The sequence below is a fragment of the Aquabacterium olei genome (assembly GCF_003100395.1).
Lineage (GTDB): Bacteria > Pseudomonadota > Gammaproteobacteria > Burkholderiales > Burkholderiaceae_C > Aquabacterium > Aquabacterium olei.
Genome location: NZ_CP029210.1, coordinates 3,780,928 through 3,804,261, shown reverse-complemented (window position 1 = coordinate 3,804,261; position 23,334 = coordinate 3,780,928). Strand labels below are relative to the sequence as shown.

The 23,334-nt window shown below is 67.0% G+C and carries 25 protein-coding genes; 13 read left to right on the top strand and 12 right to left on the bottom strand.

The annotated features are described in order from the left end of the window. Positions 1-241: 241 nt before the first annotated feature. From DEH84_RS17015 to infA, 7 genes are all read left to right on the top strand, one after another. Positions 242-3,472: a response regulator gene (locus tag DEH84_RS17015; RefSeq protein ID WP_109038051.1), complete on the top strand. Its 3,231-nt coding sequence runs from the start codon at positions 242-244 to the stop codon at positions 3,470-3,472. Continuing rightward, on the top strand, positions 3,469-4,566 hold the full coding sequence (locus DEH84_RS17010) for a response regulator (protein WP_109038050.1): 1,098 nt from the start codon (positions 3,469-3,471) through the stop codon (positions 4,564-4,566). The genes DEH84_RS17015 and DEH84_RS17010 overlap by 4 nt, the downstream gene beginning before the upstream one ends. A 23-nt stretch (positions 4,567-4,589) precedes the next feature. After that, complete coding sequence (locus DEH84_RS17005) at positions 4,590-5,870, top strand: hypothetical protein (protein ID WP_159099024.1); 1,281 nt, start codon at positions 4,590-4,592, stop codon at positions 5,868-5,870. 9 nt (positions 5,871-5,879) lie between these two features. Then, positions 5,880-6,305, top strand: a complete 426-nt coding sequence (locus tag DEH84_RS17000) for a hypothetical protein (RefSeq protein WP_109038048.1) — start codon at positions 5,880-5,882, stop codon at positions 6,303-6,305. Between the two features lie 41 nt (positions 6,306-6,346). Further along, a complete protein-coding gene (locus tag DEH84_RS16995) occupies positions 6,347-6,670 on the top strand; it encodes a hypothetical protein (RefSeq protein WP_109038047.1) in 324 nt (107 codons plus the stop codon). A 126-nt stretch (positions 6,671-6,796) separates the two neighbouring features. Continuing rightward, positions 6,797-7,978 (top strand): hypothetical protein, encoded by a 1,182-nt coding sequence (locus DEH84_RS16990; RefSeq protein ID WP_159099023.1) that lies wholly within the window; start codon positions 6,797-6,799, stop codon positions 7,976-7,978. Between the two features lie 217 nt (positions 7,979-8,195). Beyond that, positions 8,196-8,453 carry a translation initiation factor IF-1 gene (gene infA, locus DEH84_RS16985; RefSeq protein WP_109038045.1) on the top strand — a complete coding sequence of 86 codons (258 nt, stop codon included), beginning with the start codon at positions 8,196-8,198 and terminating at the stop codon, positions 8,451-8,453. A 37-nt stretch (positions 8,454-8,490) separates the two neighbouring features. Here the strand turns inward: infA and DEH84_RS16980 are convergent, their stop codons facing one another. Beyond that, positions 8,491-9,420, bottom strand: a complete 930-nt coding sequence (locus DEH84_RS16980; protein WP_109038044.1) for a LysR family transcriptional regulator — start codon at positions 9,418-9,420, stop codon at positions 8,491-8,493. Between the two features lie 122 nt (positions 9,421-9,542). On the opposite strand from DEH84_RS16980, the gene DEH84_RS16975 reads away from it, so the two are divergent. Then, entirely contained in the window at positions 9,543-10,337 is a 795-nt protein-coding gene (locus DEH84_RS16975) for a sulfite exporter TauE/SafE family protein (RefSeq protein WP_245932629.1), read from the top strand. A 68-nt stretch (positions 10,338-10,405) separates the two neighbouring features. Beyond that, positions 10,406-11,479: an RNA methyltransferase gene (locus DEH84_RS16970; RefSeq protein WP_109038043.1), complete on the top strand. Its 1,074-nt coding sequence runs from the start codon at positions 10,406-10,408 to the stop codon at positions 11,477-11,479. Here DEH84_RS16970 and DEH84_RS16965 read toward each other — a convergent pair. The 5 genes from DEH84_RS16965 to DEH84_RS16945 form a co-directional block, all read right to left on the bottom strand. Continuing rightward, positions 11,445-12,338, bottom strand: a complete 894-nt coding sequence (locus DEH84_RS16965) for an ABC transporter permease (RefSeq protein WP_109038042.1) — start codon at positions 12,336-12,338, stop codon at positions 11,445-11,447. The genes DEH84_RS16970 and DEH84_RS16965 overlap by 35 nt on opposite strands. Continuing rightward, positions 12,335-13,180 (bottom strand): ABC transporter ATP-binding protein, encoded by an 846-nt coding sequence (locus DEH84_RS16960; protein WP_109038041.1) that lies wholly within the window; start codon positions 13,178-13,180, stop codon positions 12,335-12,337. Before DEH84_RS16960 ends, DEH84_RS16965 begins: the two co-directional genes overlap by 4 nt. A 12-nt stretch (positions 13,181-13,192) precedes the next feature. Continuing rightward, positions 13,193-14,203: an ABC transporter substrate-binding protein gene (locus tag DEH84_RS16955; protein WP_109038470.1), complete on the bottom strand. Its 1,011-nt coding sequence runs from the start codon at positions 14,201-14,203 to the stop codon at positions 13,193-13,195. An 89-nt stretch (positions 14,204-14,292) separates the two neighbouring features. Further along, positions 14,293-15,204 (bottom strand): TauD/TfdA dioxygenase family protein, encoded by a 912-nt coding sequence (locus DEH84_RS16950; RefSeq protein ID WP_109038040.1) that lies wholly within the window; start codon positions 15,202-15,204, stop codon positions 14,293-14,295. A 123-nt stretch (positions 15,205-15,327) separates the two neighbouring features. Beyond that, positions 15,328-15,633, bottom strand: a complete 306-nt coding sequence (locus tag DEH84_RS16945) for a hypothetical protein (RefSeq protein WP_109038039.1) — start codon at positions 15,631-15,633, stop codon at positions 15,328-15,330. A gap of 163 nt (positions 15,634-15,796) precedes the next feature. Between DEH84_RS16945 and DEH84_RS19535 the strand changes: the two genes are divergently transcribed. The 3 genes from DEH84_RS19535 to DEH84_RS16930 all read left to right on the top strand — a co-directional run bounded on the left by DEH84_RS19535 (position 15,797) and on the right by DEH84_RS16930 (position 18,360). Beyond that, the gene (locus tag DEH84_RS19535) at positions 15,797-16,828 is read left to right on the top strand and encodes a methionine ABC transporter ATP-binding protein (protein WP_109038469.1); all 1,032 of its coding nucleotides are present in this window, start codon (positions 15,797-15,799) and stop codon (positions 16,826-16,828) included. Further along, complete coding sequence (locus DEH84_RS16935; protein WP_109038038.1) at positions 16,825-17,502, top strand: methionine ABC transporter permease; 678 nt, start codon at positions 16,825-16,827, stop codon at positions 17,500-17,502. The genes DEH84_RS19535 and DEH84_RS16935 overlap by 4 nt, the downstream gene beginning before the upstream one ends. A 63-nt stretch (positions 17,503-17,565) precedes the next feature. Then, positions 17,566-18,360 carry a MetQ/NlpA family ABC transporter substrate-binding protein gene (locus DEH84_RS16930; protein ID WP_109038037.1) on the top strand — a complete coding sequence of 265 codons (795 nt, stop codon included), beginning with the start codon at positions 17,566-17,568 and terminating at the stop codon, positions 18,358-18,360. A gap of 51 nt (positions 18,361-18,411) precedes the next feature. Here DEH84_RS16930 and DEH84_RS19670 read toward each other — a convergent pair whose 3' ends face one another. Continuing rightward, positions 18,412-18,543 carry a hypothetical protein gene (locus DEH84_RS19670; RefSeq protein WP_281262556.1) on the bottom strand — a complete coding sequence of 44 codons (132 nt, stop codon included), beginning with the start codon at positions 18,541-18,543 and terminating at the stop codon, positions 18,412-18,414. A gap of 105 nt (positions 18,544-18,648) precedes the next feature. Then, positions 18,649-19,122 carry an acyl-CoA thioesterase gene (locus DEH84_RS16925; protein WP_109038036.1) on the bottom strand — a complete coding sequence of 158 codons (474 nt, stop codon included), beginning with the start codon at positions 19,120-19,122 and terminating at the stop codon, positions 18,649-18,651. Positions 19,123-19,238: 116 nt separating this feature from the next. Here DEH84_RS16925 and DEH84_RS16920 point away from each other — a divergent pair, with 116 nt between their 5' ends. Further along, positions 19,239-20,489, top strand: a complete 1,251-nt coding sequence (locus DEH84_RS16920; RefSeq protein WP_109038035.1) for an acyltransferase family protein — start codon at positions 19,239-19,241, stop codon at positions 20,487-20,489. Positions 20,490-20,542: 53 nt separating this feature from the next. On the opposite strand, the gene DEH84_RS16915 is transcribed toward DEH84_RS16920, so the two are convergent. The 4 genes from DEH84_RS16915 to DEH84_RS16900 form a co-directional block, all read right to left on the bottom strand. Further along, entirely contained in the window at positions 20,543-20,758 is a 216-nt protein-coding gene (locus DEH84_RS16915) for a hypothetical protein (RefSeq protein WP_109038034.1), read from the bottom strand. Then, positions 20,755-20,967 carry a DUF4177 domain-containing protein gene (locus DEH84_RS16910; protein ID WP_109038033.1) on the bottom strand — a complete coding sequence of 71 codons (213 nt, stop codon included), beginning with the start codon at positions 20,965-20,967 and terminating at the stop codon, positions 20,755-20,757. The genes DEH84_RS16915 and DEH84_RS16910 overlap by 4 nt, the downstream gene beginning before the upstream one ends. A gap of 96 nt (positions 20,968-21,063) precedes the next feature. Next, positions 21,064-21,585, bottom strand: a complete 522-nt coding sequence (locus DEH84_RS16905; protein ID WP_159099022.1) for a hypothetical protein — start codon at positions 21,583-21,585, stop codon at positions 21,064-21,066. 18 nt (positions 21,586-21,603) lie between these two features. Continuing rightward, complete coding sequence (locus DEH84_RS16900; RefSeq protein WP_109038031.1) at positions 21,604-23,328, bottom strand: glycoside hydrolase family protein; 1,725 nt, start codon at positions 23,326-23,328, stop codon at positions 21,604-21,606. Positions 23,329-23,334: the final 6 nt, after the last annotated feature.

The following is a 23,334-nucleotide window of genomic DNA, read 5'->3' as shown; positions in this document are numbered from 1 at the left end:
GAGGCGAGATGCAGACATTCCCCCCGGCTCAGGGGCCACGAGCGTGACATATGGCCGCTCAAGACCGCCCATTCCGCGCGAGTGCGCGCGCCGTGCGTGCGCACAATCGGGTGGTGATGACATCCCGTCCTGTCCGGCGCGCACGCATGGCGTGCGTTGATCTGCCCGTCTGTTGCAAAGGGTGTGCACCCCTGGGGCTCGCACACGGCGCGCCTGGGCGCATGGCGCACGGGGTGGCGCGATGAAGCTGCAGACCGTGTCCCGCTGGTTCTTCGTGCTGGTTGGCCTGGCGCTGCTGGCCAACGTGAGCTTTCTCCTGCTGATCCGCACGGCCTACCAGTCGAACGAGGCGGCCAATGCCCGGCGCGCCGAGACCCTGCATGTCGTGACGGCGCTGCGGCACGAAACCGAGCTCCTCGGGCGGCTGGTGCGCTCCTACGCCACCACCGGCAACCCGCGCTACCTGCTCTATTACTACGACATCCTGGCCATCCGCGAGGGCAGCAAGCCCCTGCCCGAGTCGGACAACCCTGACCTGTACTGGGATGACGTGATTGCCGGCCGCCGAGGGCACGTGCTGCCCGAGGGCAAGTCGGGCGTTTCCCTCATCGACCGCATGCGCGCGCTCGACTTCAGTGCGACCGAACTGGCCGCGATGAACCAGGTCGTGGCGGCCACCGAGCGCCTGCGCAAGACCGAGCAGGAGGCCTTTGCCGCTGCCCAGGGCCTGTTCGACCGCGAGAAGCAGGCCTATGTGTCCGAGGGCCGGCCGGATCTCGCCTATGCCAGCGAGCTGGTGCACGCCGCACGCTACGAGGCGCAGACCGCCGACCTGGCGCAGGCCGTGGGTGCGCTCGGCCGCGCCACCGACGAGCGCACCGCCCGCGAGCAGCAGCAGGCTGCGGCCAACCTGCAGCGCTTCATCGGCTACGCGCTGGTGATCGACCTGATTCTGGTGCCGGCCCTGGCGTTGGCGCTCTACATCCTGCGTGCCCGTCTGCTGAATCCGATCGAACGGCTGGGCGGCGTCGCACGGCAGATTGCCGGAGGCAGCTATGCCGCCCGCACGGGCGACCGCGCAGGCTGGGTCGAGGAGCTGGACACGCTGGGCCGTGCGCTCAATGGCATGGCGCAGGCCGTGGAAGATGACCTGGCCCGCCGCGCGCGCATCCAGGAGGAACTGCAGGCCGCCCGCGACCAGGCCGAAGGCGCCACGCGCGCCAAGTCCATGTTCCTGGCCAACATGAGCCACGAGATCCGCACGCCGATGAACGCCATCCTCGGGATGACGCACCTGGCGTTGCAGACCGACCTCGACGAGCAGCAACGCGATTACCTCAACAAGGTGCAGGCCGCGTCCGACACGCTGCTGGGCGTCATCAACGACATCCTCGATTTCTCGAAGATCGAGGCCGGCAAGCTCGAGCTCGAGTCCGCTCCCATGCGGCTGGAAGATGTGGTCGGCCACGCGCTGATGCTGCTGCGCCAGCGCGCGCAGGAAAAAGAGCTGGAGCTGCTGTGCGAGTTCGGCAGCGAGGCCTTGCTCAACGAGGCCGGCTGCGTCTATGGGGATGCGCTGCGCCTGGGCCAGGTGCTCACCAACCTCGTGTCCAACGCCGTGAAGTTCACGCACCACGGGCACGTCAAGGTCGGCGTGTACGTCGTCACGCACATCGGTTCGCAGCTCACCCTGCGCTTCGAGGTGCGCGACACCGGCATCGGCATGAGCGCCGAACAGCAGGCGCGCCTGTTCGAGGAGTTCACGCAGGCCGACGGCTCCACCACCCGCCGCTATGGCGGCACCGGCCTGGGTCTGAGCATCACCCGCCGGCTGGTCACGCTCATGGGCGGGACCATCGACGTGCACAGCGAGCTCGGCAAGGGTTCGTGCTTCTCGGTGACCGTGCCGATGCAGATGGCGCCGATGCCGCAGCACGCCCTGGGCGGCATGCCCGTGTCGCGGCTGCGTGTGCTGGTGGTCGACGACCAGGCCGAGACCCGCCTGACGCTGCGCAGCCTGCTGAACTCGCTGGGCGTGGGCAGTCAGGCGCCGGGTGGCATCGACCTGGCCGAGGACGGCCAGCAAGCGCTCGACAGCGTGCACGCCGCGCTGCAGGAAGAGCACCCCTACGACCTCGTGCTGCTCGACTGGGTGATGCCCGGGCGCGACGGCAAGTCCGTGATGGCCGAGTTGCGCACGCTGGCGCCCCGCACCGAGGTTGTCGTCATGTCGGCCTACGGCCTCGACAGCCTGCGCATCTCGGCGATGCAGGCGGGCGCCAGCGGGTTCCTGAACAAGCCGGTGCTGCCGGAAGGCCTGCGCGCCATGCTCGCCCGGTTGCTGGGCATCAGCCTGCCGGAGCACTCGCGCCCGGCGGTGGTCAACGAAGGGCTGCGGCTCGACGGCCTGCGCGTGCTGCTGGTCGAAGACAACCTGCTCAACCAGCAGCTCGCCATCGAACTGCTGGCGCGGCGTGGCGCGCGCGTGGCCGTGGCCAACAACGGCTGTGAGGCGCTGGAGCGGTTGCGCCAGGCCGGTGCCGATGGCTTCGACGTCGTGCTGATGGACCTGCAGATGCCATTGATGGACGGTTACGAGGCCACGCGCGAGATCCGCGCGGACGCCACGCTGGCGCGCCTGCCCATCGTGGCGCTGACCGCCCATGCCATGCAGGAAGAGCGCGACCGCTGCACGGCGCTGGGCATGGTCGGCCACCTGACCAAGCCGCTCGACCCGGGGCGGCTGTACGAAACGCTGATGCCGTTCGTGCCTGCGCCGTCGACCGGCTCACCGAGCGGTTTCGGCGCGCTGGCCGACAGCGCGCATGCACCGCTGGATGCGCCGGCTGCCGCACCGACCGCCGACGGCCTGCCGCAGATCGAAGGCCTGCATGCCGAGCTGGCGCTGTCGCGGTTCGAGGGCGACGTCGACTTCTACAACCGCACGCTGCGCAGCTTCATGCTGCACGCGCGCCACCTGCCGCACATCCTGCGCTCCGCCCAGCAGGAGCGGGCCTGGCCCGACCTGGCGCGTGAAGCGCACACCCTGAAAGGGCTGGCCGGCACCATCGGGCACGACGGCCTGGCCCTGCATGCCACCATGCTGGAGGCGGCGGCCCAGTCGCCCGACGCGCTGGACGGCGCCCCGCCCGCGGTCGACGCGGTCGTCGGCGAAATCGAGCGCCTGCTGCCCGCGCTGCGCGCCCACCTCAACGGGCCGTCTTCCGCGTCGAGCGCCGGGGCGCCGACGGGCACCACCGCCGAGCACGTGGCGCTGGCCGAGCAACTGCGCCGCCTGACCGCCGAGAGCGACAGCGAGGCCCTCGCGCTGTGGCAGCGGCATCGCGCCGACTTCGCCAATTGGTTGCCGCCCCTGACCACCGCCCGACTGGCTTCGGCCCTCGAGCGCTGCGACTTCGACTCGGCCTTCGGGCTGCTCACGGAACTCAACGAGGTGGTGAAGCAGCCATGACGACCACGCCGATCGCACCCCTGGCCACTGTGCTCGTCGTCGACGACGCGCCCGCCAACCTGAGCCTGCTGGCCGGGCTGCTCAACCGGCTGTACCGCGTCAAGCTCGCCGCGTCCGGCGCAAAGGCGCTCGAAATTGCGCGCCGTGACCGTCCCGACCTGATCCTGCTCGATGTGATGATGCCGGAGATGGATGGCTACGAGGTATGCCGCCGCCTCAAGGCCGACCCGGCCACCGCCGGCATCCCCGTGCTGTTCCTGACGGCCATGAGCCAGGTCGAGGACGAGACCCGTGGCTTCGAAGTGGGCGCCGCCGACTTCATCCACAAGCCCGTGAGCCCGCCCATCGTGCAGGCCCGCGTGCGCACCCACCTGCAGATCAAGACCTACCAGGACGAACTGATCGACCGCGCCGAGTGGCTCGAGCGCGAGCTGGCCAAGCGGCTCACGCAGGTCGACCAGCTGCGCGAGGCCACGCTGCACGTGATGATCTCGTTCGCCGAGTTTCGCGACGAGGACACCGGCCACCACGTCAAGCGCACGCAGGAGTACGTGCGCACGCTCGCGCAGCATCTGTACGAGCAGGGCCGCCACCTCGACGTGCTCAACCCCGAGAGCATCGACCACATCGCCCGCTCGGCCCCGCTGCACGACGTCGGCAAGGTGGCCATCCCGGACCACATCCTGCTCAAGCCGGGGCGCCACACGCCGGAAGAGACGGTCATCATGCGCACGCACGCCATGCATGGCTGGGAAATGCTGCGCCGTGCCGCCGAGCGCCTGGGCGAACACGCGGACTTCCTGACCTATGCCATGCAGATCGCACGGGCCCACCACGAGCGCTGGGACGGCACCGGCTACCCCGACGGCCTGCAGGGTGAGGCCATCCCGCTGGCTGCCCGCCTCATGTCCGTCGCCGACGTCTACGACGCGCTGATCAGCCGCCGGCCTTACAAGATTCCGTTTGCCCACGAAGAGGCGGTGCGCCTGATCGACGAAGGCAGCGGGCACCACTTCGACCCGGAGGTCGTTGCCGCCTTCCACGCGACGATCGATCAATTCCGCTCCATCGCCGACACCTGGCGCGACGCCTGATGCCCACACCGTACGCTGTCCCCTTGCCCCGTGTTCGCCGCACCCGCTGGCTGGCGCTGGCCGCGGCCGGGCTCACGGCCTTCGCCCATGCCGATGCGCAGGTGCTGGACTGGCGCCTCTCCGGCTTCGGCACGGCCGGCTGGGCCCAGACCGATCGGCCGTACGCCTACCAGCGCTTTCTGTCGGACCAGGGGTCGTTCAAGCGCGATTCCGTCTTCGGCGCGCAGCTGGACGTGCAGTTCAACCCGGCCTGGTCGGCCACCGTGCAGGCCACACTCGCCCCCTCGCTGAGCGACGATCACGGCCTGGCCGTGACGGCCACCTGGGCCTTTGTCTCCTGGCGCCCGGACAACGACTGGCTGGTGCGGCTGGGGCGACAGCGCATCCCGCTGTTCCTCAACACCGAGAACCGTGACGTGGGTCAGACCTATGACCTGCTGCGGCTTCCCGCCGAGGTCTACGGCATCGCGCCCAGCACCGACGTCACCGGCCTGTCGGTGTCGCGCACCTGGCAGCAGCCGGCGGGCGAGTGGTCGCTCGACGCCTATGCCGGCGCCGACGACCTGAGCGTGCGCGCCTCCTCGCGCGACCTGGGCACCCAGTTCCTGCGCGTCCACACCCGGGTGGTCGGCGCGGCGCTGACCCTGCGTCTGGAGGATGCCAGCACCTTCCGCGCGAGCCTCTACCGCGCCACCACCGAGAAGCGCGATGGCACGCCCCTGGACGCCCGCTACGCCCGTGTCGACGCCGGCTTCCCGCTTGGCAGCTACTACCAGGTCAGCAACGACCTGCCTGGCCCCGGCGTGCAGACCGCCTCGTCCATCGTCAACGACGTCGTCACCCTCGGGGCCGACCTGAATCTGGCGCCTGACTGGCGCCTGGTGGGCGAGGTGGCGCGCAACTTCCAGCGCCGAACCGACCTGGGATCCAGCACCGTGGGTGCCTACATGGCGCTGCTGCACCGCATCGACCGCGTCACGCCGTATGTGGTGGTCTCGCACCTGCGCAGCCTGGGCGCCTCCATGCGCAATGCCCAGGCGCTGGAGCAGGCGTCCCAGGCGGCCATCATCCCGGACCTGGCGCTCGCCCAGCGTGCCGCCGGCGACAGCATCCCGGTGTACGACCAGACCGCGCTCAGCCTCGGCCTGTCGTATGCGCTCACGCCGCACAGCAAGCTCAAGGGCGAGTGGATGCGCACGCGCATCGGCAAGCGCTCGGCGATGGTCGACAGCCCGGCCGGTGGCGCGGTCGTGTCGCATGAACTGATCAACACGCTGTCGATCAGTTACAGCTTCGTGTTCTGAGGAGGCCGCATGTCGCACTCACTCAGAACCCTCGCGCACCGGGCCCTGCTGGCCTTCGGTCTGTGTGGCGCCTTGCTGGCCCACGCTGGCGTGGTCGTGATTGCCCACCCCACGGTGCGCAAGCTCGACGTCCCCGCTGTCCAGCGCATCTACACCGGCCGCATGGTCGAGGTCGATGGCGTGCCCGTCGTCCCGCTGAACGCCCCATCCGGGCAGATGCTGCGCAAGCGCTTCCTGGCCGATTACCTCGACCAGACCGAGGACGCCTACACCGCCTACTGGACGGTGCGCCGTTACGTGGGCAAAGGCGTGCCGCCGCGCGACGTGTGGCCCCTGTCCGAGCTGCTCGCCCAGGTCAGCCGCACGCCCGGCGCCATTGCCTACGTGGACGAGGCCGACGTGCCGCCCGGCGCCCACATCGTGTTGCGCAAGTGAGCGGTCGACACAGCGCCCCCGCTTCGCGCTAGCATCCTCACATGGTTGCCGGTGTCTCGTCGTGGATTGCGTTGGCGGTCGCCCTCGTGTGCGGCGTGCTGTTGCTGCGCTTGCTCCTGCGCCCCGCACGGCGCGCCCGGTTCGACCGGTTCTGGGTCGACCGCGTGGGGCGAGGCAGCCTGCACCGCGCCCGGCATCTCGGGCACGCCCTGCGGCGTCTGTGGCGCCGCCGTGCCGACCGCCGCGAGGCCGCACGCGCGGCCGAGGACGTGATCAACCGCGCCCGCCGCGCCCGCCCCGGGGTCGACAAGGACGGCAACGTCTACACCCCGCACTCGTTCAAGGGGCCGCGCAAGCCCCACTGAGGGCCGACACCCCACTGCAGGGGGGGCGTCTGGCAGGGCAAGTGAGCCGGAATTAGCCATCCGGCCAATGGTGCGGCCGGGAAGAAGGTGCGACATTCGGACATGCTCTCGTCCCCCTGGCGTTCCATGTCCGCAGAACCCTCCGAACCCGCCACTGGCTCGGCCGCCGCCCGGTTCTGGGCCGACACCAATGTGGTCACCCAGGTGCATGACGCCGCAACGCGTTCGCCGGCGGCGACCGACATCGGCGAACCCGTGGGGCGCCACACCCGCGAGTTGTTCGTCTCGTGCGAGCCCGCCGAGGCCTTGCGCATGCAACTGGGCCAGACCGGGCTGCGCTACATGGTCATCGCCGACCTGGGCGGGGGGCGTGCCCGTCGGGGGCTGCTCGACATCGCCCGCGCGTCGGGCTGGCCGCTGCAGCGCCTGGTGGTGCGTCGGCAGGGCTTTGGCGACACGCTCGCCACGCTTCACTTTCTGGACAGCCCCACGCAGGACGGCGGGCGGGTGCGCGTGTTCTGTGCCGACGCCGATGCCGACGAACTCAGCCGCCAGGCCCTGGCCCAGGCGCTGATGGGCCGCGCCGAGCTGGTCGCCATGCTGGTGCCGGGCGGGCTGACCCTGGCGCAGCAGGCGGAAGCCGTGAGCGCACTGGCCACCGAGGTGCGCAGCGGGCGCGGTGACTGGCTGTGCCGCGCCATCATCTTCATGCCAGGGCAGACGTCGCCCGACCTCGTCAAATACATCACCCGGTTTCGGGCCGACACCGGCATCCCGGCGCGCATGGCGCCGGCCGTGCGCCGTGCCGACCAGCTGTGGGTCTACCTGGGCTCCACCTGGAACCAGATGCAGGACAAGGTGCCGCCTGCCCAGCGCCTGACCCTGCGCACCCTGGCGCTGGTCGCCAACCCCACGCCGCAGGCCACCCGGGCGGAGTCCATCGTGGTCAACGACACCGGCCTGCTGGCGCAACGGTGTGTGCACCACCTGATGCGCCAGCCGGGTGTGCAGCGGGTGTGCCTGTTCAACCTGCAGAGCCAGGCGGTCGTCGCCCACAGCGGCTCGGCGGAGGAGGGCCGCGTCATGGCGGCCCAGGGGCGCGCCTTGCTGCAGGTCACGGGACGCGCCGGTGAAACCCTCAGGCTCGGCCACGCCCTGGTCGAGGCCACCTTCACGCTCGCCGAGCACCGGGTGCAACTCAGCGGCATTGCGCTGCTGCCCGGGTGCGTGATGCACGTCATCCTGGCCCGCGGCGCCCCGCCGCTCAAGCCGCTGCCCAGCCGCGCGCAGCTCGAAGCCGGCAGCTGATCCGGCGCCCCCCACCGCGGACGAGGTCTGGACGAGCATGTGGCCCGCATGCTACAGTCAAAGGTTTCTTCTCGGTTGCCATGCATCGGCCCGGGAGGAGCATGCCAGGGCGAGGGCCGATCCGAACCCCCGTCCGCCCGACACCCGGCACGCCGGAGCGTGGTTGCGCCAGAGGACGCAGCCCGATCCGAGCGGGCCACCCAACCGGTTCCATTTCATGGCCAAAGAAGAACTGATCGAAATGAACGGCGTCGTTGACGAAGTCCTGCCCGACTCTCGTTTCCGCGTCACCCTGGAAAACGGGCACCAGCTGGTTGCCTACACGTCCGGCAAGATGAAGAAGCACCACATCCGCATCCTGGCGGGTGACAAGGTGTCGCTCGAACTCTCGCCGTACGACCTGACCAAGGGCCGGATCACCTTCCGCCACATCGAGCGCAGCGGCAACTACACGCCCGCCCCGCGCCGCCACTGAACCGGCTGAAGCCCCCACCGCGGAGCAGCGCGGCGCGTCACCAGCTTGCGGCCTGCTGCGGCGAAGCGGGTCGATAGGCCGCAAAGCGGTCTGCCAGAAAGTCCAGAAACACCCGCACGGTCGCCGAGAGGTGATGGCGCTGCGGGTAGATCGCGTGGATGTCGGCCGACGGGTCGGACCACGCGGGCAGCACGCGCTGCAAGGCCCCTGACCGCAGGTAGGGTGCCACGTCCCACTCCGAACGCAAGAGGATGCCGTGACCGGCGACGCCCCAGTCCACGGCGATCTCGCCATGGTTGGTGGCCAGGGCGCCGCGCACCTTCACGGTTTCCTGCTGGCGCCCGTCGGACAGGTGCCAGGTGTTGTAGGCCGCGTTGTTCTCGCGGATGACGATGCACTGGTGCCGCGCGAGCTCGCGCGGGCAAGCCGGTGTGCCGTGCGCCGCCAGGTAAGCGGGCGCGGCACAGAGCAGCCGCCGGTTGACGGCAATCTGCCGCGCCAGCACCCGCGCATCCGGCGGCACGCCAAAGCGGATGCCGATGTCCATGGCGTGGGCCGTGAGGTCCAGCGGTCGGTCGGTCAGCTCCAGAATTACCTCGACGGCCGGATGCAGCCGCACGAAGTCGGACACCGCGGGGCCCAGGTGCCGGCGCCCGAAACCGAAGGTCGCGTTGATGCGCAGCAGGCCCCGGGGCGCATCCCGGCTGGCGCCCAGGGCGCGCTCCAGTTGCTCGATCTCGCGCAGCAGGCGGGCGCCTTCCTCCAGATAGCGTTCTCCCTGGGGGGTGAGGCTCAGTCGCCGCGTGGTGCGGTTGAGCAGGCGCACACCCAAGCGCTGTTCGAGCGCCGCCAGCCGGCGGCTCACCGCCGGGGCCGACAGGCCCAGTTCGGGCGCGGCGGCCGCCAGACTCGGGTGGCGGGCCAGCACGGTGAAAAAGGCCAGATCGGCCTGGGTGGAATGGACCATCGGGTCTCCGTCGAGAAGCAGCTTGGGTGGCAGTGAACCGCCGCCATTCTTGCATTCCTTGCATCAATCAAATGAATGGATGCCCATTGATGTGATGGGTGGCGCGAATGATCATGCAGGTCATGTTGTCGCCTGCTGATCTGCTCGCTTTCGTGCCCGCCCTGATGCTCGGCAGCCTCATGGGCTTTTTCGGGGGGCTGTTCGGCATTGGCGGCGGCATCATCGCCATCCCGCTGCTGGTGCTGGGCTACGGCATGGACCAGGCGCTCGCACAGGGCACCGCCCTGGTCATGATGGTGCCCAACCTGCTGATTGGCTGGTGGCGCTACAGCCGGCTGTACCCGGTACCCCTGCGCCGTGCGCTGGCCATCGGCGTGTGCGCGGCCACCACCACCTGGCTGGTGGCGCAGGTGGCCATCGGGCTGCCCTCGGCGCTGCTTCGCACGGTGTTCAGCGTCTGTCTGATGCTGCTGGCGTGGCGGCTGCTGTGGCAGCTGCGCGCTCACCGGCATGCCGCGCCGCACGATGGCGCGGCCCGTGCGGCGCCGCGCGTGGCCGAGCGCTACATCCCGCTGGTCGGCATGGTGGGTGGCTCCAGCATGGGGCTGCTCGGCATCGGTGGCGGTCTGGTGGCCACGCCCATCCTCACCAGCGTGTTCGCACAACGCCAGACGGTGGCGCAGAGCCTGTCGCTGGCGCTGGTCGCGCCCAGTTCCATCATCGCGCTGTGGAGCTACGCACAGGCCCACCGGGTCGACTGGCACATGGGCCTGCCGCTCGCGGCCAGTGGCATGCTGACGGTCTCGGCCGGCGTGGCGCTGGCGCACCGCCTGCCCGAGCAGCGCATGAAGACGCTGTTTGCATGGATGCTGCTGGCCACCGGCGGCTGGCTGCTGCTCGGCATGCTCTGGCGCTGATCCGCGCGCGGCGCATGACAGCCCGCGCCCGCAGCGCCTACACTGCCGGCCTGCCTTCCCCCTGATCCATGCGCATCGAGACCCTCCGCCAGCGCCTGCGCGAGCACGGCGCCCGCCCCCTTCACGAGCAGCGTGTGCTGCGCCTGTGGGCGCAGGCCCTGCCGCAGGACCACGGCCGCCGCAAGCCCGAGGATTTTCTGCCCGAAGCGGTGCGCGCCATGCTGCCTGCTTTCACCGACGAACTGGCGGGCCTGGCCCGCCTGAAATCGGAGCATCCGGGGGAAGACGGCTCGGCGCGTCTGCTGGTCGAGCTGGCCGATGGCCAGACGGTGGAGAGCGTGCTGCTGCCGCGCGACGGCCTGTGCGTGTCGACCCAGGTCGGCTGTGCCGTGGGCTGCGTGTTCTGCATGACCGGCAAGGAAGGCCTGGTGCGCCAGGTCACCAGCGGCGAGATCGTGGCGCAGGTGGCGCTGGCCCGCACGCGGCGGGTGGTCAAGAAGGTGGTGTTCATGGGGATGGGCGAGCCCTCGCACAACCTCGAGAACGTGCTCGAAGCCATCGACCTGCTGGGCACGGTCGGCAACATCGGCCACAAGAACCTGGTGTTCTCGACGGTGGGCGACCCCCGCGTGTTCGAGCACCTGCCGCGCGGCCGCGTCAAGCCGGCGCTCGCGCTGTCGTTGCACACGACCCGGCCCGCGCTGCGCGCCGAACTGCTGCCGCGCGCGCCGCGCATGGACCCGGCCGAGCTCGTCGAGCTGGGTGAGGCGTACGCACGCGCCACCGGCTACCCGATCCAGTACCAGTGGACGCTGCTGGAGGGCATCAACGACGGCCCCGACGAGATCGAGGGCATCGTGCGCCTGCTCAAGGGCAAGTACGCGTTGATGAACCTGATCCCGTACAACGCCGTGCCCGAGCTGCCCTACCAGCGGCCGGCGTGGGAGAAGGCCGCGGAGATCGCCCGCACGCTGCACCGCGCCGGCGTGCTGACCAAACTGCGGCATTCGGCCGGGCAGGATGTGGACGGCGGCTGCGGCCAGCTGCGGGCGCGCGCCGCCCTGCCCAAGGCGCAGCGTGTGGCGCTGCATCTGCGTCGCGCCGACGTCATCCCCGCTGCTGACCCCAGCGCCGCACCGTGAGCCGCTCGAGGGTCTGAAACACCAGGCCCTCGACGGCCAGCCCGATCAGGATCACCAGCATCAGGCCCGCAAACACGCGGTCTGTGTAGAGCTCGTTGCGGTTCTGGTAGATGTACCAGCCCAGGCCGCCCTGGCCCGAGGTCGCGCCGAACACCAGCTCTGCGGCGATCAGCGTGCGCCACGCAAAGGCCCAGCCGATCTTCAGGCCCGACAGCACCGATGGCAGCGCTGCCGGCAGCAGGATCTGCACGACATAGGGCACGCCCTTGAGCCCGTAGTTGCGGCCCGCCATGCGCAGCGTTTCGGGCACCGCCTGAAAACCTGCCAGCGTATTGAGCGCCACCGCCCACAGCACCGCGTGCACCAGCACGAACAGCAGGCTGGCCTTGCCCAGGCCGAACCACAGCAGGGCCAGCGGCAGCAGCGCGATGGCGGGCAGCGGGTTGAACATGGCGGTGAGCGTGCCGAGCAGGTCGCGGCCCCAGCGTGACGCCGTGGCGAGTGCCGTGAACCCGAACGCGGCCAGCACCCCCAGCGCGTAGCCCTCCAGCAGCGTGCTCAGCGAGACAGCTGTCTTCACGAACAGTTCGCCGGAAGCCAGCCCTTCGGCCAGCGCCCGCAACGTGGCCGTGAAGGGGGGCAGCAGCAGCTCGTTCTGCTGCCAGCGGGCGGCGGCCTCCCACACGGCTGCAAGCACCAGCAGGATCAGCGCCTGCCGTGCGGCCGGGTGGGCGCGCCAGCGTGTGGTCCAGGGCAGGGCGCGGGCCGGCTGCACGTGGCTCAGCGGAGCCAGTTCGCGTTCGTACTCGGGCCGCCACGGCGGCGCCGGGCGGGACGCAGGCAAGGTGGTGGTGCTCATGCGTGCCTCCTCTCGGGCAGGGCGATCACGGGGGCGCGCGGGGTGGTGTCCACCCCGGTGGGCGCCTGTCCGGTGTCTTCGAACAGCAGGCGGTGGATGCGCTGCACCGCCGCCTGAAAGCCGGCCTCGCCCTGGCGGTCCAGTGTCCAGCCCTGGCTGTTGAGCTCGGCCCGCACGCGCCCCGGGTGCGGGGACAGCAGCCCGATGCGGTTGCCCACCACCAGGGCCTCTTCGATGGAATGGGTGACGAACACCAGTGTGAAGCGCACCTCGTCCCACAGGGCCAGCAGCTCTTCATGCATGCGGCGCCGTGTCAGGGCGTCCAGCGCGGCAAACGGCTCGTCCATCAACAGCACGCGCGGCTGCATGGCCAGGGCCCGGGCAATCGCCACGCGCTGCTTCATGCCGCCCGACAGGGTGTGCGGGTGGGCATCGGCAAAGCGGCTCAGCCCCACTTTCTCCAGGTAAGCGTCGGCGCGCTCGCGGGCCTCACGGCGGCGCAGGCGCCCCGAGGCCAGCAGCGGAAACATCACGTTCTCGCGCACCGTCTTCCACGGCGGCAGCTGGTCGAACTCCTGGAACACCACGATGCGATCGGGCCCCGGGCCCTGCACGGCCTGGCCGTCCAGCCGAATCTCGCCTTCGGCGGGTTCGATGAAGCCGGCAATCGCCTTGAGCAGCGTCGACTTGCCGCAGCCCGAGGCGCCCAGCAGCACAAAGCGATCGGCCTCGTGCACGTCGAAGCTCACCTGGTGCGTGGCGCGCACTTCCTGCACCGCGGTGCGGTAGACCAGGCTCACGCCATCGACCTGCAACAGCGGGGAATGGGGGATGGGGCTCATGTCGGCCTCCGGTCAGCTGCCGCCGCGCAGGTGCGCGTCGGCGAAGAAATAGTCCTGCACCGACGCAGGCCGGTTGCGGATGGCGCCCACGCGGGCCATGAAGTCGGCCAGCACGAAGGTGTTTTGCGGGGTCAGCGAGAACTGCACCTCCGGGCTGCGAAGGATCTTGAGCAGCAGCTCGCGGTCCAGCCTGGCGTTGTTCACGCGCAGGTAGATGTCGGCCGCCAGCTCCGGCTGTTGTGCGATCAGCTTCGATGCGTCGGCCAGGGCCTGCACGAAGGCGCGATAGGTCTTGGGGTTCTGCTTGCGGAAGGCCTCGGTGGCGTACAGCGCATTGGGCGACGAAGGGCCGCCCAGCACGTCATACGAGTTGAGGATGACGCGCGCCTTGGGGTTGGCCGCCAGTTCCTGCTCCTGGAATGGCGGGGTGGCGAAGTGCGCATTGACCTCGGTGCCCCCGCGGACGATGGCGGCGACCGCTTCAGGGTGCGGCAAGGTCACGGTGAACTTGTCCAGCCTGTTGAAACCGCCATCGCCCCAGCGTTTGGCCGCCGCAAGTTGCAGGTAGCGCGACTGCACCGACACGCCCACCGCCGGCAACGCGACGCGGTCCTTCTCGGTGAGGTCGGCCACGGTGCGCACGTTCGGGTTGGTGCTGATCAGGTAGTACGGGGTGTTGCCCAGTGAGGCCACGCCCCGGACGTTCTGGCGGCCCCTGGTGCGGTCCCACAGGGTCAGCATGGGCCCGATGCCGGCACCACCGATGTCGATCGAGCCCGACAGCAGCGCGTCGTTGATGGCCGCGCCACCGGACAACTGCAGCCACTGCGGTGTGATGGCCAGGCCTTGTGCCTTGCCATGCTTCTCGATCAGTTTCTGATCCTGCACGACGTGGAGCAGCAGGTAGCTGATGCCGAACTGCTGGGCGATGCGGATCTGTCCTTCGGCGTGGGCGGCCAGGCTGAAGGCGGCCAGACCCAGGCCGGCGAGGAGGGCGCTGATGCGGCGACGGGAGAGCTTCATGGTGCGTGTCAGAGGGGAGGGCAGGCCGTTCGACGCGGCGTTCTGGCTCATGGTGTGAGCCAGCAGGTGTTCTTCGCGAGTGACGCCGATCAGAACGGCACGTCACCTTCGACCGTGGTGCGGTACAGCTTGCGACGCAGGTGCGGTGGCGTGCCGGCGGCCAGGTGCGTCACCGAGCGGTTGTCCCAGAACACCATGTCGTGCGGGCGCCAGACATGCCGGTACTGCAGGTCGGCCCGGGTGCTGAGCGCGAACAGCTCAGCCAGCAATGCACGGCTCTCGTCCTCGGGCAGGCCCACGATGCGCGTGGTGAAGTGCTCACTGACGAACAGGGCCTTGCGCCCGGTCTCCGGGTGGGTTCGCACCACCGGGTGCACCACCGGCCTCACTTCGTTCAGCTGGGCCGCAGTCAGGTTGGGCCGCCAGGGGCTGCGGGCCTGCAGCTCGGCATAACGTGCGGTGTAGGTGTGCTCGGCGCGCGCATGCGCGATCGCCACCTTCAGGGCCAGCGGCAGTTCTTCCCAGGCAAGGTGCTGGTTGGCGAACAGGGTGTCGCCTCCCTCCGACGGCAATTCCTGTGCATGCAGGAAGGAGCCCAGGCTGGGGCGCTCCTTGTACGACAGATCGGAGTGCCAGAAGTGGCCGGCATCGCCCAGGCCGATCGGGCGCCCGTTCTCCACGATGTTGGACACCACCAGGACCTCCGGGTGGCCCGGCAACGCGAACTGGGCCAGCACATGGCGCTGCAGCGGGCCGAAGCGCGCGCTGAAGCTCACCTGTTGAGCGGGTGTGATCCGCTGATCGCGAAAGATCAGCACATGGTGCTGCAGGTGGGCACGGTGAATGCGACGGACGTCCTCCAGCGACACCTCCTGGGACAGGTCCAGTCCCCACACTTCGGCGCCCAGCGGGCCGCTCAGGGGCCGGATCTCGATGGGGCGGGCGCGGAGGTGAAGGGCCGGTGCGGCGGCGTGGGGCGCGTCAGGGGTGGCGGTCGTCATGCGGTGCTCCTTGTGGGAACACCGACTCTAGGCAGCGCCGCCTGACGAGGGAACAAACCATTCGGCACATGCATCGACCGGGAGCGCATGTGTGCAGACCGATCTGCGCCGAATGCATAAGCCTCACTCCAGGCTGGCCGCGAAGCGCCGCCGGAAGGCGTCCAGAAAGGCCGCCGTGCCGCTCAGGGTGAGCGTGACCGTGTGCCAGTCGCCTTCCTGGCTGATCTGCAGGTCGTGGTCCCACTCGAAGCCTTCGTCCAGCGGACCATGCCCGTGCGGGCTGCGAGCCTGAGCCCAGGTGAGCACGGCCTGCGCTTCGGCGAGGGCCCGTGCATGCGTCTCGGCATCGGTGGACGCCATGCCCTCGGCCGTGCCGATGCCGTCGGTGTCTTCGCTGATCTCGAACGTGAGGTAATGCAGTGCGGTCATGCCGCCATTGTCGGCCCGCGTGGCAAGTCATGCCGATACCGCCTGAGGTCATGCGCCAGGAGTTGAACGCTTTGTGAACGCGGCGGTATAGACTCTCGGCTTGTCTGGCCCCCAGAGCCGTTGCCGCACGCCACAAGCGTTGTTGCGCGGCGGTGTGACTGCCTTGATCGCGCTCGAACGACTCCATAAAACCTACCCGGCCCGCGGTGGTGCGCGCCATGCCGCCGTCACGGCCCTCGACGATGTGTCGCTGCACGTGCAGCCCGGCGAGATCTTCGGCGTCATCGGCCGCTCCGGCGCCGGCAAGAGCACCCTGATCCGCACCGTCAACCTGCTCGAGCGCCCGGACCAGGGCGTGGTGCGTGTGGGCGGTGTCGACCTCACCGGCCTGTCGCCCCACGCGCTTCAGCAGCAGCGTCAGCGCATCGGCATGGTGTTCCAGCACTTCAACCTGCTGCAGTCGCGCACGGTGGCCGGCAACGTCCGCTACCCGATGCAGCTGGCTGGCGGGCGCACTGCCGCCGAGATGGACCGCCGTGTGGACGAACTGCTGACCCTCGTCGGCCTGGCGCATCTGAAAGACCGGCACCCGTCGCAACTGTCCGGCGGGCAGAAGCAGCGCGTCGGCATCGCGCGGGCGCTGGCCAACGAGCCGCATGTGCTGCTGTGCGACGAGGCCACCTCGGCACTCGACCCCGAAACCACCGAGCAGATCCTGAGCCTGCTGGCCGATGTGAGCGCGCGGCTGCAGCTCACCGTGCTGCTCATCACGCACGAGATGCACGTGATCCACTCGCTGTGCGACCGCGTGGCCGTGATGGAGCAGGGCCGCATCGTCGAGCAAGGGCGCGTGCTGGACGTGTTTCTCGACCCGCAACACGCCACCACCCGGTCGCTGCTGGCGCATGCGGGCTTTCTGCTGGATGAGGGGGCAGCGACCGAACCGGGTCGACCCCATCTGCAGATCACGGCCGTGGGGGCGGCGGCCCAGTCGCCGTTGCTCGACCGCCTGCGCGAGCAGCACGGCATCCGTCTCAATCTGCTGGAAGGCCGCGTGACCCACATCAAGGGCGAGCCCGTGGCCCGCCTGCGCGCCGATGTGCTGGGCGCCGACGTGCCGCTGGACCGCATCCCGACGCTGGTGGCCGAACTGGGCGGGCACGCCCGTTGGTTGAACGAGGGGATCACCCGATGAGCGAGCTCGACTGGCAAACCTTTGCCGCCATCGACTGGGCGGAAGTCTTTCAGGCCAGCCTGGACACCCTGACCATGCTCGGGGTTTCGCTGGCGTTCACCGTGCTCATCGGCCTGCCGCTGGGCGTGCTGCTGTTCCTGACGGCCCCCGGCCAGCTGCTGGCGCGACCGCGTCTGTATGCGGCCATCTCGCTGCTGATCAACGCCCTGCGCTCGCTGCCCTTCATCATCCTGCTCATCGTGATGATCCCCATCACGCTGAAGCTGGTGGGCTCGTCGCTGGGCGTGGCCGGGGCCATCCCGCCGCTGATCGCCGCCGCGGCCCCGTTCTTCGCGCGCCTCGCCGAGAACGTCTTCCGTGAGGTCGATCCCGGCGTCATCGAAGCCAGCCAGGCCATGGGCGCTCGCCTGCACCAGCTCATCTTCGGCGTGCTGCTCCCCGAGTCGCTGCCCGGCCTGGTCGGCGCCATCACCGTCACCGCGGTCACGCTCGTGTCCTACACCGCCATGTCCGGCGTGATCGGTGGCGGCGGCCTGGGCGACCTGGCCGTGCGCTATGGCTACCAGCGTTTCCAGACCGAGGTCATGATCGTGACCGTTGCGCTGCTGCTGGTGCTGGTGCAGTGCGTGCAGTCGGCCGGCGATCGGCTGGCGCACCGCCTGCTGAAGCGCTGACGCATCCGTGCGTCCGCCCGTGTCCACAACAAAACCGTTTCCATCCGCTGAAGGAATAACACCATGACCAACGTTGTCCGCCGCGCCGTCATTGCCAGCCTGCTGCCGCTGTTCGCCGCAGGCACCTCGTGGGCGCAAACCACCCGCATCGTCGTGGCCGCCTCGCCCGTGCCGCACGCCGAGATCCTCGAGTTCGTGAAGCCCAAGCTGGCCAAGCAGGGCGTGCAGCTGGAAGTGAAGGTCTTCAACGACTACATCCAGCCCAACCTGCAGGTCGATCAGAAGCACCTGGACGCCAACTACTTCCAGCACGTGCCCTACCTCGACACCTTCAACAAGGGCAACGGCACCAAGCTGTCTGTGGTGGGCCAGCCCATCCACATCGAGCCGCTGGGCGCCTACTCGACCAAGTTCAAGAAGCTGGCCGAGTTGCCTGAAGGCGCGGTGGTGGCCATTCCGAACGACCCGACCAACGGGGGCCGTGCGCTGCTGCTGCTGGCCGCACAAGGGCTGATCCAGCTGAAGGACACCAACAACATCCTGGCCACGGCCAAGGACGTGACGGTGAACCCGAAGAAGCTGAAGTTCCGCGAACTGGAGGCCGCGACGCTGCCGCGCGTGCTGCCCCAGGTGGACCTGGCGCTGATCAACTCGAACTTCGCGCTGGCGGCCAAGCTCTCGCCCACGCAGGACGCGCTGTTTGCCGAGAAGGTCTCGCCCTACGCGAACGTGGTGGTGGCACGCACGGAGAACAAGGCCAACCCGGCACTGGTGAAGCTGGTCAATGAACTGCGCAGTGCAGAAACCCGCCAGTTCATCCAGCAGAAGTACAAGGGCGCTGTGGTGCCGGCCAACTGAGCTGGCTCAGTCGATGAGCCAGGGGTGCCTTGATGCCCCGGCGCGCCTGGCTCAGCGCTCGTCGAAGCACGTGAGCGTGGGCTCGTCCGTGTCTTCGGCGCACCAGCCCAGCTTGGGCCAGCCACCGGCGTGGATGAAGGCAGTGAACAGTTGTTCAGGCGTGGTGCAGAGGGACGGGTTCATCGCAGGGCCTTTCCGGTGAGTGAATCGGTGAAGCCCATCGTGCGCCGAGGCGTGTTGAACGCGCTCAGTGAAACCCCGCGCCGCCCCGCGTTCGCGGGAGCGGGTTCACACGGTCTTCGGTGACCAGCCCAGGGCCTCGCCGCGGTCACGCAGGCGGCTGACAAAGCCCTCGGGCGGCGGCGCAACCTTCTTGTGGCCATCGGCCTGTTCACGCAGGAACACCACGCCCGTCTTGCCCCGCGCCACCTCGCGGCCGGTGGCCTTGTCCGCGAGGCGGAACACCAGATCAAAGCCGTATTTGTTGAAGTCGTCCGGCACCATGTCGACCCGCATGGTCTCGCCGTAGAACGCCTCGGACTTGTACTGCGCCAGCATGTCGCCCACCACGATGGACTGTCCGTCGACGTTCAGCTCGCCCTCGTAGCCCAGCCAGCGGAAGAAGCGCACGCGCGCTTCGGAGACCAGCGTCAGCAACTGCGCGTTGTCCAGATGCCCGCCCTGGTTGACGTGGCTGATGTAGATCGGGATGTCGGTCGAGAAGAGGAAACGCTCGGGGAGGGTGAACTGGATGCGGGGCATGGGCGAAAACTACAGGGTTACCCTGGGATTATCGTCCGGCTGGTCGATGAGGCCGAAGAGACGTTCGCCAGCTGACGAGATAGGCTGTCGTCTTTATCGAGACGCGCCGCGCTCAAATGGATCTCATCTTCCAAATACGCAGTTCGCCCTTGTGGGCCGCCGTAGCCTTCTGTGCCTTCTATGGGGCCATGTGGACGTTGTCTGCGGTGCTGCAGGCTCTTCCTGCCGTCCGTGCGAACACCACCGCAGCAAACCAGCGCTATGGCGCCCTGGACGGGCTTCGCGGCGTCCTGGCCTACGGCGTCATGACGCACCACACCATCACGGCCTATGTGTTCTTCAAAACGGGGAGCTGGAGTTACTCTGATAACCCTGTGTTGAACCAGTTGGGGCAGTCCACGGTCGCGCTGTTCTTCATGATCACAGGTTTCCTTTTTGCCAAAAAGTGCTTTGGGGGAAAGATCGCCTGGGGTGCGATGTATGCGAACCGGGTGGCGAGACTATTTCCGCTCTACATCCTGGTAATCGCATTGGTGTTCTTGAGCGTGTTCTGGTTGTCCGGCTTCGCACTCCGCGTACCCGGTGTCGCCATAGCGCTCCAGGCCGTGCAGTGGGTCATGTTCGGTCGGCCAGACATCAATGGCTTTCCCATGACGTGGACGCTGATTTCGGGAGTCAACTGGTCGCTGCGATACGAATGGCTCTTCTATCTGGCCGGCGTGCCGCTGATCCATGTCTTTGCAACGAGGCTGGGACAGCGCGTGTCGCTGTGGGCATCGCTGGTTTGCCTCGGCGCAATCAGCCTGGTGGCGGCCCTTCGCGGTGAAGTACACGGCACGCCGCTGTACCTTGCGCACTTCGTCTGCGGGGTGCTGGCGTCGCTGGTTCACGGAGACCTGCGTGGCGGCAAGGTCATCTCGTCACCCGCGTTTCGCCTTGTTGGCATGCTTTCAATTCTGGGAATTGCTGCGCATACCACCTCGGGGAATGCGATGGTGCTTGCTTGCAGCTTGCTCTTTTTCCTCGCTGTCGTCGGAGGTTTCTCGTTCTGGGGGCTGCTGTCGACACGAGCGGCCGTCTGGCTGGGCGACGTGAGCTATGGGGTCTACCTCATTCACGGGCTGGTGATCTGGTGGACGTTCCATGTCTTCAGGAGTGCGGGGGGCTTGGACGCACTCGACTCGGGTCGTTTTGCCGGTTTGTTGTTTGTGCTGGGGGCCGCGGTATTGGTGTTGGCGTCTCTTGCCTATCTGTGGGTGGAAAAGCCGGCGATGAAGTGGAACAGGGGGCGCCATTCGGGCCGCCTGCCCAAGCAGTACCGAGGTGGAGTGGCTCAGTCCGGGTACGGCGTTGTTCGGAGTGATTGACGGGATGTCGCTCTGAACCCGGGCAGGCCCACGATCAGGGCTGCGGATGGCCCTCAGCCATCGATGAAACCGTCCCGCTTCAGGCGCCTGTCCGAGAGGTATTCCCGCACAGCCAAGGTCACGACGACGACGAGGCCTTCCAGGATGGCCGCTGTCACGGACACCTTCAGGAAGGTGGGCGCATCGAGTGGCGCCCACCAGAGCTGGGCGATCGCCAGGGCCCCCCACAGTACGGCGACAGCCAAGGCGATAAAGAGACCCAGCTTCACGCGTCTTTCTCCATCAGCACGACATAGGCCTCGCGACGCCAGAGCAGCAGCATGCGGCGGATGTCCTTCTCCATCGTGATGACCCGCCAGCCCTGGGCGGCGTGCTTGTTCAGGAAATCGGTGAACCGGACCGGGTCGACCTTGGACGCGCCGAGCAGCAGCGAGCCGAGCATGCCTTCCTGGTAGATCACAGCTTTGTATTGCTTCATGGCTAAGGGTGCGGTGAAGGAGGTGCCCGCAAATGGGATATCTGCGCTCTCGCAAAGTGCCAAGCAACGCGGTTGATACGTGCTGGCTGGAGCCGCCTATTTGCGAAATGCTCCCTTGTAATCAGCGCCTAGATCGAATTTGTAGAAGTACAACGTGTCCCAAAGAACTATCTCCTTCAGGCCTTTGTAGATTGACGTTCTCGCAAGCAGTTGACAGACGTCCGAGTCATTTTTCGTAAGGGGTTCCTTTAATTCGAGTTTCTGCTTCCATGCCGTGATCGTGGTCTTCAGCTTTCGCTCGACAAATGCGTTGAATTTCTTTATCCCGCCGGCATCGTCAATGGCCTCTGCTAGAGTGCGGTCGATGTAGAAATCGCGGGTGTAGTCTATCCTTGCGCCGCAACCATCGGCTCCATTCATCAAGACCACATCGTTTTCGATGGTGATAGCGGTGAGATAGCCCGCGTCTCTGGGGTCTGAAACGATGGGGTACGGCCCGTTTTTTGACACCCTTTCTGGGGTCTCTATCCGAGATAGCCAGTAGGTTTGCGTGGGCGTGCCTGCACTCGCAGAAAGAATGGCATAGCATGCCAATGCGGCAAGAATCCGAGGTGTCATTTTTTCAGTGTCCGCGCTTCAATGTGTTGAGTCGTACTCCGCTCGCAAAAACATCGCATTCTCCTGATTTCGGCGTTTCACAAGGCCGGGTGTACCTCCGTTGGTGATGTCTAAAAACTCCTTTGCTGCTTCTTTGTATTGCCCTGAATTTACTTTCGAACAGAGGGTGGGAGATTTTTTTCTTATGTTTCCAATATTGAATGCGAGTGAGCAAAGCGCGTCGAATTCATGTTGGTAGAGAGGGGCGGTGATTGCTTCCTTTACGTATCGCTCATGCGCCTTTCTGTCTTCGTCAAAAAGGCGCTGTGCTTCCTCTAAGGGTATCTTTTCGCCTATCTTTATTGACTGACTCGAGCATGTGGTCTTCCCGCCTGTAAGGTGGCCCCAGCCAACAGTGCAATAGTGGAGATGATCCTCATAATAGTCAAGTCTGAGTTTTTCGTAATTTTTAATGAACGCTTCGCCTTCCGCTGAGAGGCGCAGCTGTGAGACGGGCTTTCGCTCGCCAGGTTGAACTGGTACCGTGGAGGCGCCGTCCCTAAAGCTGTTGATGTAACCTTCCTGCAGAATCGGCAGCGGGTCGATCAGGTCCGAACGTCGCCTATATTCTCCAGTGGTGGTGCTCAGATTATCTGCGTTGTCGAGTCCAGCGGCACCACTGTACAACTCGAAATGCAGCATGGAGACGTTTTTACCGTCTGCGATGATGAGCTTTTCCCCGTTTGATCGTCTGAGAATTCCCGTCTTTCCTATGAGCTGCCCTTGCATCAGATCGTCCCCTTTTTTCACGCGGATTGATTCAGGGTCCAGTTCACCGTACCGCACGATGAACTCCCGGCCGTCACTGGTCTTATGACGAACGCTCACCTGATCGGTCTTCATGTAGAAAGGCGCTACTCGTAGTACTTTTCCGGGCGCTACGGCGTACACGTCGGTGAGGTCTCTTGCATAAAGGTCTCTCCCCGCGTGAAGTCGCCGCCCGCCGTCGGGCGTCCTTCTCCCCCCGCCAAACGTCGTCGCGATAGCCGGGGATATTTGGCTCCAACTCCTGTTGGAAAAGCTCCCACCCTTCTCGTTGAGTGGCTTGACTTTGAGCGGGAAAATGACTGCTGATTGTTCCCCGGGCAACCTCGCCACGGGCTTCCCGTTGGCGTTGTTCTCATTTTGCGCCGGCACAGCTTTGCCGTTCGCCGTTCGCGGTGCGTTCTTGACATCTGTCGCCGAATGTGGAGGAGTGCCGACCGGCTTTGCATGCGGCTGAGGTTGCGTGCTCCGGTTCTTGACAGGCGGTACTTTCAGGACTTGCCCTATGGAGAGAGCGTTCTTGTTGTGAATGTCATTGATCTTTGCAAGGTAGTCGACGCCGATTCCGTGGGCCTTTGCAATGCCGGACAGCGTGTCTCCCTTTCTGACCACATACATGCCTCGAAGGTATGGCCCTGGCGCCCCTGTCGGCTCGGCTGCAACGGCTGTCTTCACTTTAGGACTAACCAACTTGATCGCCATATCGTCGAGTCCTGCGAAGAACTTGGCGACCGGTTTCATCTGTTTGGTGACCCAGTGCTCCACATGAACCACGAGATCTCGGCCTTGAGCAGCTGTGAACTCCAGGACGCCCGATGCGTTGGTGGTGGCTCGGTGCCACACCCTGTCCGCGGTTCGGATTTCTACCTGCAATCCCTTGATCGGTTGATCCAGTATGTCGACCAGCAATAAACTGATTTTGCTCTTGTTCGTTTCCATAATGCT

Bases quoted from the DNA above. Each gene is read 5' to 3' on its own strand.
- DEH84_RS16945 (WP_109038039.1), bottom strand. From the start codon at position 15,633: ATGACCGCACTGCATTACCTCACGTTCGAGATCAGCGAAGACACCGAC.
- DEH84_RS16905 (WP_159099022.1), bottom strand. From the start codon at position 21,585: ATGACACCTCGGATTCTTGCCGCATTGGCATGCTATGCCATTCTTTCT.
- DEH84_RS16950 (WP_109038040.1), bottom strand. From the start codon at position 15,204: ATGACGACCGCCACCCCTGACGCGCCCCACGCCGCCGCACCGGCCCTT.
- DEH84_RS17000 (WP_109038048.1), top strand. From the start codon at position 5,880: ATGTCGCACTCACTCAGAACCCTCGCGCACCGGGCCCTGCTGGCCTTC.
- DEH84_RS16910 (WP_109038033.1), bottom strand. From the start codon at position 20,967: ATGAAGCAATACAAAGCTGTGATCTACCAGGAAGGCATGCTCGGCTCG.
- DEH84_RS19670 (WP_281262556.1), bottom strand. From the start codon at position 18,543: ATGAACCCGTCCCTCTGCACCACGCCTGAACAACTGTTCACTGCCTTC.
- DEH84_RS16930 (WP_109038037.1), top strand. From the start codon at position 17,566: ATGACCAACGTTGTCCGCCGCGCCGTCATTGCCAGCCTGCTGCCGCTG.
- DEH84_RS17010 (WP_109038050.1), top strand. From the start codon at position 3,469: ATGACGACCACGCCGATCGCACCCCTGGCCACTGTGCTCGTCGTCGAC.
- DEH84_RS16925 (WP_109038036.1), bottom strand. From the start codon at position 19,122: ATGCCCCGCATCCAGTTCACCCTCCCCGAGCGTTTCCTCTTCTCGACC.
- DEH84_RS17015 (WP_109038051.1), top strand. From the start codon at position 242: ATGAAGCTGCAGACCGTGTCCCGCTGGTTCTTCGTGCTGGTTGGCCTG.
- DEH84_RS16990 (WP_159099023.1), top strand. From the start codon at position 6,797: ATGTCCGCAGAACCCTCCGAACCCGCCACTGGCTCGGCCGCCGCCCGG.
- DEH84_RS16920 (WP_109038035.1), top strand. From the start codon at position 19,239: ATGGATCTCATCTTCCAAATACGCAGTTCGCCCTTGTGGGCCGCCGTA.
- DEH84_RS16975 (WP_245932629.1), top strand. From the start codon at position 9,543: ATGTTGTCGCCTGCTGATCTGCTCGCTTTCGTGCCCGCCCTGATGCTC.
- DEH84_RS16970 (WP_109038043.1), top strand. From the start codon at position 10,406: ATGCGCATCGAGACCCTCCGCCAGCGCCTGCGCGAGCACGGCGCCCGC.
- DEH84_RS16965 (WP_109038042.1), bottom strand. From the start codon at position 12,338: ATGAGCACCACCACCTTGCCTGCGTCCCGCCCGGCGCCGCCGTGGCGG.
- DEH84_RS16955 (WP_109038470.1), bottom strand. From the start codon at position 14,203: ATGAAGCTCTCCCGTCGCCGCATCAGCGCCCTCCTCGCCGGCCTGGGT.
- DEH84_RS16980 (WP_109038044.1), bottom strand. From the start codon at position 9,420: ATGGTCCATTCCACCCAGGCCGATCTGGCCTTTTTCACCGTGCTGGCC.
- infA (WP_109038045.1), top strand. From the start codon at position 8,196: ATGGCCAAAGAAGAACTGATCGAAATGAACGGCGTCGTTGACGAAGTC.
- DEH84_RS16995 (WP_109038047.1), top strand. From the start codon at position 6,347: ATGGTTGCCGGTGTCTCGTCGTGGATTGCGTTGGCGGTCGCCCTCGTG.
- DEH84_RS16935 (WP_109038038.1), top strand. From the start codon at position 16,825: ATGAGCGAGCTCGACTGGCAAACCTTTGCCGCCATCGACTGGGCGGAA.
- DEH84_RS16960 (WP_109038041.1), bottom strand. From the start codon at position 13,180: ATGAGCCCCATCCCCCATTCCCCGCTGTTGCAGGTCGATGGCGTGAGC.
- DEH84_RS16900 (WP_109038031.1), bottom strand. From the start codon at position 23,328: ATGGAAACGAACAAGAGCAAAATCAGTTTATTGCTGGTCGACATACTG.